A 16,292-nucleotide genomic window follows, 5' to 3' on the forward strand; every position below is an offset into this window, starting at 1 on the left:
TGCCTTGAGCCCTCACCCGTAGGTTTGGAGGGCGACGCAGCAGGTCAATCGCTGGGAAATCACCACCTTGGTTGGCCGATTTCGCCGGGGCCTGGGTCTTCTATTCCGTGCTTCCCGGTCTGCCCTGGGTGGAGCCGAGCTTTCGAAGGATCGCTCGCTTTGCGCCCTGGATCGGGTTAACGCTTGGTGCCATTCAAGTTGGCTTCTGGTGGGTCCTGATCTTCCTGGGCTGGCCGTCCATTGCCGTGGCACCACTGCTCCTGGCCTTCGGAATCTGGTTCAGCGGCGGACTGCATCACGATGGCCTGATGGATACGGCGGATGGGCTTGCGGCCGGCCGTTCGCGGCGTCTGGAGGCGATGGAGGACAGTCGCGTCGGTGCCAGCGGAGTTCTGGCTCTGGCCATGGTGCTGCTGATTGAGATGGGGGCCCTGATTCAGCTGGGTCCCCAGGCACCGGTGGCCCTGCTCCTCGCCGCGATCGGAGCTCGCGCTGCGCCGCTCTGGGCGATGGCTCACTTCGACTACCTGCGTCAAGACGGCTCTGCCGCATTTCACCGTGAGCACGCAAGTCCTGGCTGGGATCTCTTGCCGCTGTTGCCACTTCTGGCACTGCTGCTGCCAATGGCGGGTGCCCTTCCCCTGGTGATGGGGACGCTGGTGGCTCTGCTGGTCCCTGAATGGCTGGGACGACGACTCGGCGGACACACCGGAGATTCCTACGGAGCGACGGTGGTGCTCACCGAAGCCTTCATCCTGTTGATGTCTGCGTTGCTGGCGACGGCCATCTGAGTCGAAAGGCGTTGCCTTGGCTGGGCAGGTCGGGCACGAGGCACGAGGGTTGGGTGAGCAGATCAAGGGCCCCGGCGTGCTGCTCCGCCAAATCCCGTGCCAAGGCCAGGCCAAGCCCCGTTCCGGAACGCTCCTGCCCCGCTGCACCGCGGAATCCCCGTTGGAAGATCCGCTCCCGATCGGCCTCCTGGATCGGAGGTCCGCTGTCCCAGACTGCCAACCCATCGTCCAGGAGGTTCAGCCCAATCGACTGGCCCGCTGGGCTGTAGCGGAAGGCGTTCTCGAGCAGATTGGCGACGATCTCCACGATGGCATCGGTGCCTGGCGTGGAGAGGTCGGTGGACCATGCCGGCCACCGCGGCGGACCATGCCAGGGGCGGCCCTGAAGTGAGGCGGTGGCGGCAGCGCGATCGATCAGCGGGCGCAGCCGTTCCTGCAGGCAAACGGTGTTGGACGACAGCCCCGGTGGAAGCAGAAGTGGACTGCCGGGATCAGGACTTGCCGGCAGAACGTCCTGGTTGAGGCCATCGAGGGCATTGATGTATTGGCCGAGCTGGCTTTGCTCGCTCAGCATGCCCTCCACCAGTTCCCGGTGCTGGCTGTCCGGTTCCAGTCGCCGAAGCAGCAGCTGGGCATAGGTGCGCAGGGCGGAGAGCGGATTGCGCAGCTGGTGCACCAGCGTCTGCGTCTGGCGACGCTGGTCGACGAGGGCCTCTCGCAGCTGCAGGCATTCAAGGTCGAGTGTCAGTGCATGGCTGATCGCAACAGCACTGCTGCGGAGTCGCTCGTCCAGTGCAGGACTCCAATCGGCTTCAGAGGGGATCTCGGCGCGCAGTGCACCGAGGATGAGCGAGCCGTCCTGGAGTGGGTACCAGCGTCGATCCCGAGATGGCACTCGAAGAGCATGATCACGTTCGACCGCAGGCAGTTGGCGTTCACCCACTGGCCACTGTCGAACCAGTTCCAGCGCAGGGCCTGGATTGTTTTCAGGACGGCTGAGATAAAGGGCCAGCTGTCGCAGATTTGTGTCTTGACAGAGTGCAGATAGCAACCTGTCCGAAAACCCGAGAAATCGGTCTGTCAACGGCATCGAGACGGGTGTGCGGATGACAGGAGGAGGTGGACCACCCAGGGGGGCTTGAAAAATCTAGGAAAAGTCTTAAGATTTGAGGACTGACCGAGGCTAAGCTCACAAGAGCGGCTGCCCGCCAGACCTTGTAAAGGTTGCAATTTCTATGCGACCGAGGTTACAGCAGAGGTTGAAGAGTCCCCTGCTGTTTCCGGCTCCGGCCTAGCTGGGTTGCTGGTGTTCCGATGGCTGCTGCACGGCTGCAGTCATCTTGTGACGCGGTCCTCTGACGTCCATGCGTCGCCCAGTCCATCTCAATTGATCGGTGCAGCTCCCTGTGCCAGTCACAGGATGGTTGTTCAGCTTTGTCTTCCTTTTAAAGCCCCCTTCCCGGAGTTCAGTCATGTCCAAGAAGCGCAAGCGCATCAGTCGTCGCCGTCTTGCCGGGCAGCGCGTCCTGGCCCATGTGCCGACGCATCACCTTGAAACCGGTGACTACAAGCCCGTTACGGCGGCTCGACGCTTCATTGCCGAAGGAGCGCTGGTTCCGCCTGCCCTGCTGAATGTCCGACGCAACGAGCACACGACCGATCGATTCTTCTGGGGAGAGAAAGGTTTGTTCAGCGCTCAGTACGCCGAGGAAAACCACTTTCTGTTTCCATCCCTTCGTGTGATCGTTGATTCGGTTGGCGAGGACAAGCTCTTTGAAGGGCTCGATCTGGCTGCGGACGATTGGGAAGAGATGGAGGAGTACGAGTACGCGTTCGTCTGATCAGCCGCTGCTGCATTGATCCAGCATCTGCCTCAGGCTGTGGCTTAGGGAAGGCATCACGTCCTGAGGAATGGTGTGACCATCGCGGAAGACTTGCTTCTGACGGCGAGACGGATTCAGCCGATTCCAGATCGCATCCATCGCCATGAATGGAACGATGGAATCCTGCTCGCCATGCAGCAGCAGTACAGGGGGATGTGCTGCCGGTGGTGCCCATCCCGGATGGGGGTAACCGCTGCATGAGATCACCCCTGCGAGGTCAAGAGAGCAACCGACGTGGAGGGCCATGGCTCCTCCCTGGGAAAACCCGAACAGAACCGTGCTGGCCAGAGCCTGTTCACCTCCGTCCAGCTGGATCAGTCGCGTTCTGAGGGAGTCCACCGCGGCTGGCACCTCCTGCCACTGGGCTGGGAAGAGGCTGTACCACTGACGTCCTGGCGGTTCAGGGTGAGGTTCCGGTGCATCGAGAGCCACAACATCGAGGGGATCGGGGTGACGCTCCTGGAGTACCTCCCCGAGAGGTTGCAGATCATCGGCATTAGCTCCCCATCCGTGCAGAAGAACCAGACGTGGCATCACTGGGGCCTAGAGCGCTGATGCGTAGGTTGGCTCAGCATCATGTTCCCGCGGGATTCATGGCTCCTTTCGCTCTCTTGAGTGTTTCGGACAAGACCGGCCTTGTGCCTCTCGCCGAGGCTCTGCATCGGCGCCATGGCTATCAGCTCCTTTCAAGTGGAGGCACCGCCAAGGTTCTCGAGGCCGCTGGACTTCCTGTGACCCGCGTCTCCGACCACACCGGCGCACCGGAAATCCTTGGTGGTCGTGTCAAAACCCTTCATCCGCGCGTCCATGGCGGAATCCTGGCGAAGCGAGAAGACCCGGAGCACCGAGCCGATCTCGACCAGCAGGGAATCGTCGCCATCGATCTTGTCGTGGTCAATCTCTACCCCTTTCGGGAGACGATCGCCAAAGCCGATGTCAGCTGGGACGAGGCCATCGAGAACATTGACATCGGCGGTCCGGCCATGGTGCGCGCCGCTGCCAAAAATCACGCGGATGTGACTGTGCTCACCAGCCCGGAGCAATACAACGTCGTTCTGGCAGCCCTTGCGGAGACCAGCGACGGCGTCCCGGTTGATCTGCGCAGACGTCTGGCACTCGAGGCTTTTCAGCACACCGCTGCCTACGACACAGCGATCAGCAACTGGATGGCTGATCAGAGTCCGCGACCCGGGAGCCCCTGGCTGACGGCCGTCCCCCTCAGGCAAACGTTGCGGTACGGTGAGAATCCGCACCAGAAGGCCCGTTGGTTCAGTCAGCCAAAACAGGGCTGGGGTGGTGCGATCCAGCTGCAGGGAAAGGAGCTCAGCACCAATAATTTGCTTGATCTGGAAGCCGCCCTGGCCTCGGTGAGGGAGTTCGGTTACGGCAGCGACGGCGAACACCCGGCGAGGCAACCGGCAGCCGTTGTCGTGAAGCACACCAATCCCTGTGGTGTCGCTGTCGCTGATGCTCTGCCGGCGGCGTTGACCCGGGCGCTTGATGGAGATCGCATCAGTGCGTTCGGGGGGATTGTTGCCATCAATGGTTGTGTGGAGGCCGCAGCTGCCCGTGAACTCACCAGTCTGTTTCTGGAGTGCGTGGTGGCCCCGGGCTTCAGTCCGGAGGCGCGTGAAATCCTTGCGGCGAAGCCCAATCTCCGTTTGCTGGAGCTTGCGCCAGCTGCGATCGACGCGGCCGGTCCGGATAATGTGCGCAGCATCCTCGGTGGACTGCTGGTGCAGGATCTTGACGATCGGCCTTGCGATTCCGATGCCTGGACGGTGGCGACCGAACGGCCGCCTTCACCCCAGGAACGACAGGACCTTGAATTTGCCTGGCGTCTGGTACGTCACGTGCGTTCCAACGCCATCGTCGTTGCGCGCGATGGCCAGAGCCTGGGTGTTGGAGCTGGCCAGATGAATCGCGTGGGCTCTGCACGGATCGCCCTGGAGGCTGCCGCCGATCAGGCCAAGGGGGCGGTTCTGGCCAGTGATGGCTTCTTTCCCTTCGATGACACCGTCCGTCTGGCGGCATCCCATGGCATCAGCGCTGTCATCCACCCTGGGGGCAGTTTGCGGGATGCCGAATCGATCAAAGCCTGCGATGAACTCGGAATGGCCATGTTGCTCACGGGTCGACGCCACTTCCTGCATTGACACAGATTGGGACCGTCGACCCCTAGCCTCGTCGGGTCGCTCCCCCGTCGTTCGATGCTGGCCACGCTCCCCTTCAGCTTCAACTTCTTTCACCCCTTGACGGAGTGGGCTCTGCTGGCCGTTGGAGGCTGGGCCCTGTATCTGGGGATCAAAGCCAAGAAGACACGGACGGGGACCCCAGAACAACGAAAAGAGCTGATCCCCGGAAAATTTGCCCAGCGGCACTACCGCTGGGGATCATTGTTTCTGGCTGTGATGAGTGTTGGGACCCTTGGAGGCATGGCCGTCACCTACCTCAACAACGGCAAACTGTTCGTGGGTCCACACCTGCTCGTGGGCCTTGCCATGACCGGCATGATCGCTGTCGCGGCTTCTCTTTCTCCCTTGATGCAACAGGGCAATTTGATTGCCAGAAAGGCTCATGTGGGACTGAACATGGGTGTACTCACCCTGTTTCTCTGGCAAGCCGTCAGCGGCATGGAGATCGTCAACAAGATCTGGTCGAATCGCTGAGGGATTCAGAAGGCCGCCCGTCGTCGTGGCGGGCACTGGAGACCGCGATTGGCATGGAAGTCCTCCTGGACTTTCCAGGTCAGTCGCCGTGAGATCTGGCGCACGATCTGCTTGAGAAGGTGGTCGCCGCTGGACTGCACGAGGCTGTCGGGGAGCATTGTGATCACACGGGGAAGCCGGATCCAGACCGAAAGATCGAGATCCCAGCTGACAGCCGTTGCCAGGGACGCATCGATGGATTCCTGAGAGGCCCAGGGCTTCAGTTCCATGCGCGCGCGAAAATCGACGTCGTAGTGATCGTTCAGAGCCGGGCTTTCCCCCTCTGTGCCGTCCTCGTTGAGATCAATGGTTTCGATGCGATACACCCGTTGCTGTACGGGAAGCAGTCGCAGTCCGATCGTGGGTTCAACCTCGAACCCGAAATTGCCGAACCGTCCGAGTGTCAGCCCGTAGGACTGGTGGTCGACGGCATGCACCTGCATGGGAGCCGCGCAGCGTTCAAACCAGTCTTCGTGGTGGTCGAGGTAGTCGGCCACAACCGACGTGGGGGCAAGCATCTCCATCTGGTCGGAGAATGTGCTCCGATAGCAACGGATCTGAGGGTCTGATCCATGGCGCAGGTGGTCGATGTCGTTGCGCGACAAAAGTGGCGAGGAACGGAAACTGGCGGCAGAAAGGCGGCTGAACCGGCGGTAAATGTGAAGCGATTGTAAAGCTCAGGTTTCGCTGAGACGCATCAGTTTCTCGATCACTTCCTCAACAGCGCGATCCGGGGTGGAGGCGCCGGACGTGATTCCCACGGACACCGGCCCTTGCGGTAGGAAGTTGGACTCGGTCGTCAGCTCTTCACCCAGTGGTTTGTGGTGGATCCGGTTGCTTTCGCTGATCCGATCAGGCGTGTCGATGTGGAAGGAACGGATCCCACGACTGATCGCGATTTCCTGGAGGTGGGTGGTGTTGGAGGAGTTGAAACCACCGATCACCACCATCAAATCCAGCGGTTCATCCACCAGCGAGAACATCGCGTCCTGGCGCTCCTGCGTTGCATCGCAGATCGTGTTGAAGGCGAGGAAGTGCTCGTTCAGCTGGCTGGGTCCGTACTTCCTCAGCATGGTGCGTTCAAACAGGCGCCCGATTTCCTCGGTTTCGCTCTTGAGCATCGTGGTCTGGTTGGCGACACCAAGGTGCTGAAGATCCCGATCCGGATCGAAGCCGGGGGAACTGGCCCGCGCAAAACGCGCCATGAAGCTCTCGCGGTCTCCACGACCGAGGATGTAGTCGGCAACGAGCTGGGCTTCTTCCAGATCGAGCACCACGAGATACGTTCCGGCGAAGGAGCTGGTCGCCAGAGTCTCTTCATGCTTCACCTTGCCGTGAATGATCGAGGTGAAGGCATGTTTCTTGTGCTTTTCCACCGTGGTCCAGACCTTCGACACCCAAGGACAGGTGGTGTCGACGATGTGACAGCCGCGCTCGTTGAGCAGCTGCATCTCCTGCACGGTGGCCCCGAAGGCAGGAAGAATCACAACGTCCCCTGAGCTGACTCCGGAGAAATCCTTCACTCCCTGGTCAACAGGGATGAACTGCACATCCATTTCACGCAGGTGGTCGTTGACGGACGGGTTGTGGATGATCTCATTGGTGATCCAAATCTTTTCGTCCGGATAGTGGCGGCGCGTTTCGTAGGCCATGGCCACAGCGCGCTCCACACCCCAGCAGAAGCCAAACGCTTCAGCCAGGCGGACGTTCAGGCGGCCGTGGCTCAGCTTGTAACCGTTGTCCCGGATTGTGCCGATCAGACCGCTCTGGTAGGCCTGCTCCAGGCTTTCCGCAACCTCCTCGGCGCGCCCGAAGCCACGTCGGTTGTAACGCTCGGAATGGTGTAAGGAGCGCTTGAAGGCGTGGGTGTCCATGGCTTGCGCTGTTTGACACGACTCTATGGGGGTTCCGGCGACTGCATTGCATCAAAAAGCCCGGCTCTGATGAGCCGGGCGCGGATACAGACAAACGTCTGTGGTCTGAATCAGTTGTTGGTTGTGGAGAAGCCTGCGTAGGCCTCCATTCCGTGTTCGCCGATATCGAGACCTTCGATCTCTTCGTCCTCGGTGACGCGGATGCCACCGAAGAGAGCACCGATGATCTGCCAGGCGATGTAGCAGGTCACAATCGTCCAGATGGCGTAGGCGCCTGCTCCGAGAGCCTGCTTGCCGAGCTGTGCGATGCCGCCGCCGTTGAACAGGCCGAGACCGGCACCGTCTCCCTGGATGGCTTTGCCCCAGAGGCCGATCACCAGAGTTCCCCAGACACCACAGACGCCGTGGACTGAGAAGGCTCCAACAGGATCATCGATTCCGGCGGAATCGAGAGCGGCAACTGCGAAGACGACAATGATGCCGCCCACCAGACCGGCGACCCAGGCGCCACCGAAGGTAAGATCACCACAACCGGCGGTCACGCTGACCAGGCCAGCCAGGATGCCGTTGATGATCATGGTGAGATCAGGCTTCTTCGAGGTGATTGTGGAGATCACCGTGGCTCCGATGGCACCACCGGCTGCACCAAGCGTTGTGGTCACAGCGACGTAGGCAACCCATTGGTCCATGGCCAGCTGGGAACCAGGGTTGAAGCCATACCAGCCGATCCAGAGGATCAGGGCACCGAGGGTGGCAATGGACATGTTGTGGCCGGGAATGGCCTGAACGGATCCATTCGTGTATTTCCCGATCCTGGGTCCAAGCAGCATGGCGCCAACCAGGCCGGCCCAGGCTCCAACGGAGTGCACGATGGACGAACCGGCGAAATCGATGAAACCGAGTGAATCGAGCCAGCCACCGTTCCATTTCCAGCTACCGGCAATGGGGTAGATGAACGCTGTGAGAACGAGAGCGAAGAGCACGAACTCACCGAACTTGATCCGCTCGGCGACGAGGCCGGACACGATCGTGGCTGCCGTTCCGGCGAAGGCCGCCTGGAAGAGGAAGTCAACACTGGGGACCAGGCCTGCATCGCTGATCGTTTCAGCGCTGACGGTCGGATCGAAGAACAGACCGCCGAAATAGATCCAGCCGTTATCACCGTCGCCGTACATCAGTGAATAGCCGATAACCCAGTAGGCGGTCACCGCAAGGGCGAAGACGAACAGGTTCTTGGACAGAATATTGACGGCGTTTTTCTGCCGGCACATTCCGGCTTCCACCATGGCGAAGCCGGCATTCATGAAGATCACCAGAATCGTGGCAACCAGCAGCCAGAGATTGTTGGCCAGAAAGGCTGCATTGAGTTCCGGCAGTTCTTCGGCTTTGGCAGCGAAAGTGAAGATTCCCAGACCCAACAGGGCGACCGGGACGCATGCGAGCCAGACCAGGGAGCGATGGGAGCTGAAACCTCTGATGCTTTTGAGCAGCATCATCGGACCCTCGAGAAGACTGGCTTCTTGAAGTGTTTTTCGACGCCGGACCGGCGGCGCCTGAGTGGCAGTTGTCATGAACGAAGGGGGCAGAACTGCTAAACGAGCAAGGCCTTGAATCCCTGCTTACCCCTCCACGGTGGCGACGGTCCGCCAGTGTTCATGTTCTAATTGATACAGAACTTGAAACTTGTATCAACGGCCGCAGGGACTCCCAGCGAATCGAGTTCAGCCCGTAACGGAAGCAGCAGGGCAGCACCTCCACGCCCGTCTTCACAGCTTCCCTGAACAGCTCTCCGTAACGGGGATCAGCGGCATCGCCCGGAGCAAAGGCTTTCACATCCGCACGGCTGAGGCAGGGAACAAGAACCGCCCTTGCCTCTGGCAGGACGCCCATCATTTCCAAGAGATGTTTCTGGCCGCGTTCGGTCACCGTGTCGGGAAACAGGGCGGTCGTTCCGTCGGTCCAGGTGGTGTTTTTCACCTCCAGATAGATCGCACGTGGGTCGGGGTTGCTCTCCGCGGGGGTGAGGAGCAGATCAATCCTGCTGCGCCGCTTCACGCCGTAGGGAACCTCAGGGCGAATCCCGGCAATGGGACCCAGCTGCTGATCGAGATGGCCCGCTTCGATCGCGGCACGGATCAGGCGGTTCGGTAAGGCGGTGTTGATGCCCACCCAGCAGGGTGTCCCGTCAACTCCGGGAACTTCCGCCTGCTCCCAGGTCCAGGCCAGCTTTCGCTTCGGAGACGGGGCATGTCTGAGTCGAACCCTCTGGCCTGGGATCAAAACACCGGTCATTGGTCCTGTGTTGGCGCAGTGGGCTGTGATCTGTTGACCGTTGCTCAGTTCCACATCGGCCAGGAAGCGCTTGTAGCGGTTGATCAGAACCCCTTCCACAAGCGGCTCAAAACTGAGCAACGGTTTGCTCTCGGAGGCGGGGCCGGTCATGGCGCTAGCTGGGATTCGTCCATGGTGCCCCTGAACAAGCCCAAAATGCGCGGATCCTCAATGGGCTCGGATGGCGCGATCACTCAAGGGCATTGCCCTGGTCGTCACCCTTGGAACGCTGCTGAGCAAGTTTGGTGGACTGATTCGTCAGTTGGTGATCGCCGCCGCCTTCGGTGTCGGCGCGGCATACGACGCCTACAACTATGCCTACGTGTTGCCGGGTTTTCTGCTCATCCTGCTCGGCGGAATCAACGGGCCCTTCCACAGCGCCATGGTGAGCGTGCTGAGTCGTCGACCGCGTGCAGAAGGTGCTCACATCCTCGCGGCTCTGAACACCAGCGTCAGTGCCCTGCTGTTGGGCGTCACCGCTGTTCTGGTTCTTGCTGCGGACCCAATGATCACGCTGGTTGGCCCAGGATTGAACAGCGAATTGCATCGCATCGCTGTTGTGCAGCTGCAGGTGATGGCTCCGATGGCATTGCTGGCCGGTCTCATCGGTCTTGGCTTCGGATCCCTCAATGCAGCCGATGAGTTCTGGATTCCGGCCGTCTCTCCCTTGATGTCAAGCCTTGCCTTGATCATGGGCGTTGGACTGCTCTGGTGGCAGCTGGGTGATGGAATCGCCCTGCCCGTCAATGCCCTGCTGGGCGGAGCGGTGCTGGCCGCAGCCACCCTGATGGGGGCGCTGTTCCAGTGGTTGATTCAGTTGCCGGCCTTGATCCGGCAGGGTCTGGCCCGTTTTCAGTTGGTTTGGGACTGGCGTCATCCCGGAGTAAGGGAGGTCTGGCGGGTGATGGGACCGGCCACGTTGTCGTCGGGGATGCTGCAGATCAATGTGTTCACCGATTTGTTCTTCGCATCCGGGATCGCCGGTGCCGCAGCTGGACTCGGTTACGCCAATCTGCTTGTGCAGACGCCGCTGGGACTGATTTCCAATGCCCTGCTGGTGCCGTTGTTGCCAACATTTTCAAGGCTGACGGCGCTGGAGGATCGGCCTGAGCTCGTCGCGCGGATTCGCCAGGGCCTCATGCTGTCGATCACCTCGATGGTGCCGCTTGGAGGTCTGTTCATCGCCCTTGGAGCCCCTGTGGTGGTGCTGGTCTACGCCCGGGGTGCCTTCGACAATGAGGCCGTACGCCTTGTCACGGGCTTGCTAATGGCCTATGGCCTGGGCATGCCGGCGTATCTCGCGAGAGATGTGCTCGTGCGGGTGTTTTACGCGCTTGGCGATGGAACCACGCCATTCCGCCTCTCGCTGGCCGGCATCGGCCTCAACGTCGTCTTCGATTGGTTGCTTGTGGGCGGTCCCTCGCCCTGGGGCGATCAGCTCCCATTCAGCTTTGGAGCGCCTGGACTTGTCTTGGCCACCGTGGCGATCAATGTGATCACCTGTGCGGCTTTGCTGGTGGCTTTGCAGCGCAGGCTCGTGATTTTGCCCCTGACGGTTTGGGCCGTCGATGCCGTCAAGCTTTGCGTTGCGGGTCTGCTCGCCGCTCTGCCGGCCTGGTGGTTCCAGGGGACTGTGGCCTGGTCCGCTGCTCTTGTTGGCCAGGCCCTGCAGGTGGCCCTGCCAGGCCTGCTTGGACTCGTTCTGTTCGGACTGCTGGGTTCGACCTTTGGAGTCCCTGAGGTCTCCGATCTCGGGCGGGCGCTGCGCCGCAGGATCAGTACTCATTGAGCCGGACTTCCCGGTCTTCTCGCACCTGGATCGGCAATTCCAACTGCTGCCGTCCGATCAGCTGAGGTCCCTGAACGGAGACGATCCGGGCTTCGATGCCGAATTCGCGGAACGCCGTTTCAAGTTCCTGAATCAGTGCTTTCTCAACCTGCGCTTCCGGGTCGACGACCCTGCCGATCAAACGCTCACCAAGGGATCCGATGCGCTGTCGCACCACCTCTCTCGGGTTGGTGACTTCAATGATCAGCACATCACCAGTCCCGGAGGACTGCAACCTTATCGGCAGTAAGGCTCGAGAATTTCCTCGAGTTCACGAAGCTGTGCCGGCGGCAAAAGTCTGGCGAGGGGCAGGTGAGTGGCTCCCCCGGCAAGCGAGACCTTGACCGCTTCGATGGCCTGCCTGGCGGCGACGGAAGCACCTTGATCGATGCGAGCACTGCATTCGATCGCCAGGGGACCAGCCAGCTCGGCATCTCCAAGATAGAGGTGCCATCCGCTGATCTGGATGAAGAGCCGGTCGGCAAGAGTGGCCTGCAGATCCTGCAGGTCGGCAGCGGGAAGGGACATCTCAGGGGATCGGGTCCGCAGTCATGCTGCCTCAGCTGTCCGACGCATCCGCTGTGGGGTTCGGACGTTGGGCGATCACCACGATCAGATGCAGGACAAGCGCTGCCAGCCAGAGACCTGTGATCCATTGCAATCCCTGCCAGGGATGACGCATTTCCTGAACAAACCAGAGACCACTGTTCAGGGCTGCGAAAACCATGGCATGAACGGTGAGATTCACCACACGTTCGAAATGCCGGTAGGTGGGATCATCGGGATCAGCGGGTCCGTACCAGCGGATCGGCATGGCGATGGTCGGTGACGCAATGCTGATTGTGGCGTCCGATCAGCTTCAGTTGACGGAGGTGCCCTCGATGGGGTCTGATGGACAGACGCAGGCGCTTGTAGCTCAGCGGATTAGAGCATCTGACTACGGATCAGAGGGTCGGGAGTTCGAATCTCTCCAGGCGCGCTTTTCAACTGCCCTGCGGGCAGTTTTTTTTGCTCATTTCCTTCACGGACGGACGGAAACCGTTCCTTACGATCGGATCACGGATAGACGACTCGCCATGAATGAGCTGCAAGTCACAGCGATCAATACCGACCTCGCCTCTTCAGATCAAGCCATCGCAGAACTGATCGAGCAGGAGCGATTGCGGCAGGAAACACACCTCGAGCTGATCGCCAGCGAGAATTTCGCGTCCAGAGCGGTGATGGAAGCTCAAGGGTCCGTTCTGACGAATAAATACGCCGAAGGCCTTCCCCACAAGCGTTATTACGGTGGCTGCGAACACGTTGATGCCATTGAAGAGCTGGCGATAGACCGCGCCAAACAGCTCTTCGGCGCTGCCTGGGCCAACGTTCAACCCCACAGCGGAGCCCAGGCCAATTTCGCTGTTTTTCTGGCGTTGCTCCAGCCTGGAGACACGATCATGGGATTGGATCTGTCCCATGGCGGGCACCTCACCCATGGCTCGCCTGTCAACGTCAGCGGAAAGTGGTTCAACGTCGTCCAGTACGGCGTCGACAGAACGACGCAGCGTCTGGATATGGAGGCGATTCGGCAGCTTGCCCTGGAGCACAAGCCGAAACTCATCGTCTGCGGTTATTCCGCATACCCGCGCATCATCGACTTTGCGGCATTCCGGGCCATCGCCGATGAGGTCGGAGCGTTTCTTTTAGCGGACATGGCACACATTGCCGGCCTCGTGGCTGCAGGTGTCCATCCCAGCCCCGTTCCGCATTGTGATGTGGTGACCACAACCACCCACAAGACGCTGCGGGGCCCTCGTGGTGGTCTCATCCTCTGCCGTGACGCGGAGTTTGCGCGGAAGTTCGACAAGGCGGTGTTCCCTGGAAGCCAGGGCGGGCCCCTTGAACATGTCATTGCTGCCAAAGCCGTGGCGTTTGGGGAGGCGCTCAGGCCCGAGTTCAAGACCTACAGCCGGGAGGTGGTCGCAAACGCGGCAGCCCTGGCGGAGCGTCTCATTGAGCGCGGCATTGATGTGGTGAGCGGAGGCACCGACAACCATGTGGTGCTTCTGGACCTGCGTTCGATCGGGATGACCGGCAAGGTTGCTGATCTGCTGGTCAGTGATGTGCACATCACGGCCAACAAGAACACGGTGCCCTTTGATCCCGAATCCCCGTTCGTCACGAGTGGATTGCGCCTGGGAACGGCTGCCCTGACCACTCGAGGATTCGACAAAGCTGCCTTCCGGGACGTAGCGGATGTGATCGCTGATCGGCTGCATCATCCCGAGGACGACGCCGTGCAGTTGCAGTGCCTGGCCAGGGTTGAAGCCCTTTGTCGTCGCTTCCCGCTCTACTCGAGAGAGAAGCAACCAGCGCTTACCTGACTGGACCAGTTGAGCTTGGTTCCGAGCCGGGGGACTTCCTAGGATCGGTGCAGCCTTCATGACCTGAGGGCCTGACCGCTTCAGGAGCTTCTGTGTCCCTCGCCTCCAGCCCGGTTGCGGTTGCCTCGGTGAGCTTCCTGTTGGCTGCTGCCGTCACGACATCCCTCGTTCCCGTTGTTCGCTCGACCGGGATGCGTCTGGGTCTGACCGATAAACCTGACCCCCGCAAGCAGCACAGCACACCGATGGTCCGTCTCGGCGGTGTCGCGATGGTCCTCGGATTTGGTTTCGCCCTGACGGCGATCTGGCTGATGGGCGGTTTTGGACTTCTCGCTCCGGAACGGGATCAATTGATCTGGAGCACCCTGGCTGGCTCCCTCTGTTTTTTCCTGATCGGTCTCGCCGACGACCTGTTTGCCCTGTCTCCCTGGCCAAGGCTGGCAGGGCAGGTGCTGGTGTCCAGTGTGATCTGGAGTGAAGGGGTTCGCATCGGTGCGATTGATCTCCCCTGGTTCAGTGCCAGCGGCACCCCGATCGTGTTGCCGGACAGTCTCAGTCTGATCGCCACGGTGATCTGGCTTGTCGGTATCACCAATGCCATCAACTGGCTCGATGGACTGGATGGTCTGGCCGCCGGTGTGGCAGGGATCGCTGCTGTTGGCCTGGTGTCGGTGAGTTTTTCACTGCACCAGGTTGCTGCAGGGTTCCTTGCGGCAGCGCTCGCAGGCTCCTGCCTGGGATTCCTCAGACACAACTTCAATCCAGCGCGCATCTTCATGGGCGATGGTGGCTCCTATTTCCTTGGCTTCTCATTGGCGGCAGTCAGCATCGTTGGTCCCGCGAAGGGGCTGACCACCGTCAGCCTGCTGTTGCCCCTGCTCATCCTTTCCCTGCCACTGGCGGATATGTCCGCCGTGATCATGGGTCGGTTGCGTGAGGGGCGTTCACCGTTTCATCCGGATCGACGCCATCTTCACCACAGGCTGTTGCGGGCTGGGTTCAGCCATCGCCGCACCGTGCTGTTGATCTACGTCTTCACCCAGTGGCTTGCAGCTCTCGCCCTGGTGGTGGCCAATGCTGAGATGCGTTTTCTCTGGTTGGCCCTCGCCACGGCCATTCTGGTGGCAACCGTGGTGATCAGCCGCCGTCAGCTGCAGACGGAACTGGCGTTTCGAGAAACAGCTCCTTCGTCGACCTCAGACCCGACAGGGATCGCCTCCTGCGGCGATCGTCATGGCTGAACGCGGTGTCGAGATTCTCTGCGTCGGCACGGAGCTGCTGTTGGGCAGCATCCTCAATGGGAACGCACGCTGGATTTCTGAGCGGTTGGCCTCGATCGGCCTGCCCCACTATCGCCAGACCGTCGTCGGAGATAACGAGGAACGACTCAAGTTGGCGGTGTTGGAGTCTGCGGGTCGCAGCAGCATCATGATTACCACTGGCGGTTTGGGGCCTACTCCGGACGATCTCACCACGGCGAGCCTGGCCGCCGCTTTCAACACGCCCTTGGACGAGCGTCCGGAATTGTGGCGCGAGATCCAGGAGAAGCTGGGCTCCGGTGGCAGGACCGTCGCCGAAAGCAACCGCCGCCAGGCGTTGTTGCCACGAGGCGCAGAGGTGCTTCCCAACCCACTGGGATCTGCGCCGGGAATGATCTGGACCCCGCGACCGGGTTTCACGATCATCACGTTTCCAGGGGTGCCCTCGGAAATGCGGGCCATGTGGTCGGCAACGGCTGAACCCTGGTTGCGCGCCAATGGAGGAGCCGCTGGCGTCTTCGCCAGCCGTCAACTGCGCTTCACCGGGATCGGGGAATCCAACCTGGCTGAACAGGTGACGGATCTGCTCGAGGGCAGCAACCCAACGGTTGCTCCCTATGCCTCACTCGGTGACGTGAAGCTGCGGATCACGGCTTGTGCGGCTGATTCCGTTGAGGCGGAGTCGCTGCTCGATCCGGTCGAATCTGAGTTGCTTCGCCGTGCGGGCCACCACTGCTATGGCCGCGATGACGACAGTCTGGCGTCGGTTGTGCTGCGGCTTCTGCGCGATGCGGGTGAAACGCTGGCAGTGGCGGAGTCGTGCACCGGTGGTGGGCTCGGCGCTGCCATCTCCGCCGTGCCGGGATGCTCGGATGTCTTTCTCGGAGGGGTGATCGCCTACAGCAATGCTGTGAAGCAAGGGCTCCTGTCTGTGAACCCCACGCTGATCGAGACCCACGGCGCCGTTTCGGATCCCGTCGTCACAGAAATGGCCGAAGGGGTTCGCAAGATCGTCGGCAGTGACTGGGCTATTGCCGTGAGCGGCGTCGCTGGCCCCGGCGGAGGCTCCGACGACAAACCGGTTGGTCTGGTGCATCTGGCGGTGGCCGGTCCTGATGGCTGCGTGGCTGCAGCGGAACGTTTCGGAGCGCGTCGCGGACGTGACGCGGTGCAGCAGCTCAGTGTGATTCGCGGTCTGGATCGGCTCAGGCTGCGCCTGCTGGCCAGGCGTTCGAACTCTCAGAGCTAGGGT

At 61.0% G+C, this 16,292-nt stretch carries 17 protein-coding genes and 1 tRNA gene; 9 read left to right on the top strand and 9 right to left on the bottom strand.

Annotation, left to right across the window (positions count from 1 at the left end; all coding sequences use genetic code 11):
- Positions 1-71: 71 nt before the first annotated feature.
- Positions 72-791 (top strand): adenosylcobinamide-GDP ribazoletransferase, encoded by a 720-nt coding sequence (gene cobS, locus KR100_RS02420; protein WP_239420382.1) that lies wholly within the window; start codon positions 72-74, stop codon positions 789-791.
- On the opposite strand, the gene KR100_RS02425 is transcribed toward cobS, so the two are convergent.
- Positions 751-1,881, bottom strand: coding sequence for a sensor histidine kinase KdpD (locus tag KR100_RS02425; protein WP_038542897.1), 1,131 nt, complete (start codon positions 1,879-1,881; stop codon positions 751-753). The genes cobS and KR100_RS02425 overlap by 41 nt on opposite strands.
- Positions 1,882-2,263: 382 nt before the next feature.
- On the opposite strand from KR100_RS02425, the gene KR100_RS02430 reads away from it, so the two are divergent.
- Positions 2,264-2,632 carry a DUF3155 domain-containing protein gene (locus KR100_RS02430; protein WP_038542900.1) on the top strand — a complete coding sequence of 123 codons (369 nt, stop codon included), beginning with the start codon at positions 2,264-2,266 and terminating at the stop codon, positions 2,630-2,632.
- Here the strand turns inward: KR100_RS02430 and KR100_RS02435 are convergent, their stop codons facing one another.
- Positions 2,633-3,208 carry an alpha/beta hydrolase gene (locus KR100_RS02435; RefSeq protein ID WP_038542902.1) on the bottom strand — a complete coding sequence of 192 codons (576 nt, stop codon included), beginning with the start codon at positions 3,206-3,208 and terminating at the stop codon, positions 2,633-2,635.
- A gap of 59 nt (positions 3,209-3,267) precedes the next feature.
- Between KR100_RS02435 and purH the strand changes: the two genes are divergently transcribed.
- Both purH and KR100_RS02445 read left to right on the top strand, forming a co-directional pair.
- Positions 3,268-4,830: a bifunctional phosphoribosylaminoimidazolecarboxamide formyltransferase/IMP cyclohydrolase gene (gene purH, locus KR100_RS02440; RefSeq protein ID WP_038542904.1), complete on the top strand. Its 1,563-nt coding sequence runs from the start codon at positions 3,268-3,270 to the stop codon at positions 4,828-4,830.
- Between the two features lie 54 nt (positions 4,831-4,884).
- On the top strand, positions 4,885-5,343 hold the full coding sequence (locus KR100_RS02445; RefSeq protein ID WP_038542905.1) for a DUF4079 domain-containing protein: 459 nt from the start codon (positions 4,885-4,887) through the stop codon (positions 5,341-5,343).
- Positions 5,344-5,348: 5 nt separating this feature from the next.
- Here the strand turns inward: KR100_RS02445 and KR100_RS02450 are convergent, their stop codons facing one another.
- The 4 genes from KR100_RS02450 to sfsA all read right to left on the bottom strand — a co-directional run bounded on the left by KR100_RS02450 (position 5,349) and on the right by sfsA (position 9,698).
- A complete protein-coding gene (locus tag KR100_RS02450) occupies positions 5,349-5,900 on the bottom strand; it encodes a DUF1997 domain-containing protein (protein ID WP_239420383.1) in 552 nt (183 codons plus the stop codon).
- 159 nt (positions 5,901-6,059) lie between these two features.
- The gene (locus tag KR100_RS02455; RefSeq protein WP_038542907.1) at positions 6,060-7,256 is read right to left on the bottom strand and encodes a 4-hydroxy-3-methylbut-2-enyl diphosphate reductase; all 1,197 of its coding nucleotides are present in this window, start codon (positions 7,254-7,256) and stop codon (positions 6,060-6,062) included.
- A gap of 110 nt (positions 7,257-7,366) precedes the next feature.
- The gene (locus tag KR100_RS02460) at positions 7,367-8,827 is read right to left on the bottom strand and encodes an ammonium transporter (protein WP_038542910.1); all 1,461 of its coding nucleotides are present in this window, start codon (positions 8,825-8,827) and stop codon (positions 7,367-7,369) included.
- 82 nt (positions 8,828-8,909) lie between these two features.
- Positions 8,910-9,698 carry a DNA/RNA nuclease SfsA gene (sfsA, locus tag KR100_RS02465; RefSeq protein WP_038542913.1) on the bottom strand — a complete coding sequence of 263 codons (789 nt, stop codon included), beginning with the start codon at positions 9,696-9,698 and terminating at the stop codon, positions 8,910-8,912.
- Between the two features lie 70 nt (positions 9,699-9,768).
- Between sfsA and murJ the strand changes: the two genes are divergently transcribed.
- Positions 9,769-11,376: a murein biosynthesis integral membrane protein MurJ gene (murJ, locus tag KR100_RS02470; RefSeq protein WP_038542915.1), complete on the top strand. Its 1,608-nt coding sequence runs from the start codon at positions 9,769-9,771 to the stop codon at positions 11,374-11,376.
- Here murJ and KR100_RS02475 read toward each other — a convergent pair.
- From KR100_RS02475 to KR100_RS02485, 3 genes are read right to left on the bottom strand one after another with little or no spacing between them, the layout of a single operon-like run.
- Complete coding sequence (locus tag KR100_RS02475; RefSeq protein ID WP_038547721.1) at positions 11,363-11,626, bottom strand: hypothetical protein; 264 nt, start codon at positions 11,624-11,626, stop codon at positions 11,363-11,365. The genes murJ and KR100_RS02475 overlap by 14 nt on opposite strands.
- A gap of 26 nt (positions 11,627-11,652) precedes the next feature.
- Entirely contained in the window at positions 11,653-11,943 is a 291-nt protein-coding gene (locus KR100_RS02480) for a DUF3181 family protein (RefSeq protein WP_038542917.1), read from the bottom strand.
- 31 nt (positions 11,944-11,974) lie between these two features.
- A complete protein-coding gene (locus KR100_RS02485) occupies positions 11,975-12,229 on the bottom strand; it encodes a hypothetical protein (protein ID WP_038542919.1) in 255 nt (84 codons plus the stop codon).
- 91 nt (positions 12,230-12,320) lie between these two features.
- Here KR100_RS02485 and KR100_RS02490 point away from each other — a divergent pair.
- The 4 genes from KR100_RS02490 (at position 12,321) to KR100_RS02505 (ending at position 16,289) form a co-directional block, all read left to right on the top strand.
- Positions 12,321-12,394: transfer RNA gene (locus KR100_RS02490), tRNA-Arg, on the top strand.
- Between the two features lie 97 nt (positions 12,395-12,491).
- The gene (glyA, locus tag KR100_RS02495) at positions 12,492-13,781 is read left to right on the top strand and encodes a serine hydroxymethyltransferase (RefSeq protein ID WP_038542921.1); all 1,290 of its coding nucleotides are present in this window, start codon (positions 12,492-12,494) and stop codon (positions 13,779-13,781) included.
- Positions 13,782-13,873: 92 nt separating this feature from the next.
- On the top strand, positions 13,874-15,022 hold the full coding sequence (locus KR100_RS02500; protein WP_038542923.1) for an MraY family glycosyltransferase: 1,149 nt from the start codon (positions 13,874-13,876) through the stop codon (positions 15,020-15,022).
- Positions 15,015-16,289, top strand: coding sequence for a competence/damage-inducible protein A (locus KR100_RS02505; RefSeq protein ID WP_038542925.1), 1,275 nt, complete (start codon positions 15,015-15,017; stop codon positions 16,287-16,289). Before KR100_RS02500 ends, KR100_RS02505 begins: the two co-directional genes overlap by 8 nt.
- The last annotated feature ends 3 nt before the right edge of the window (positions 16,290-16,292 follow it).

The organism is Synechococcus sp. KORDI-100, assembly GCF_000737535.1.
GTDB lineage: Bacteria > Cyanobacteriota > Cyanobacteriia > PCC-6307 > Cyanobiaceae > Parasynechococcus.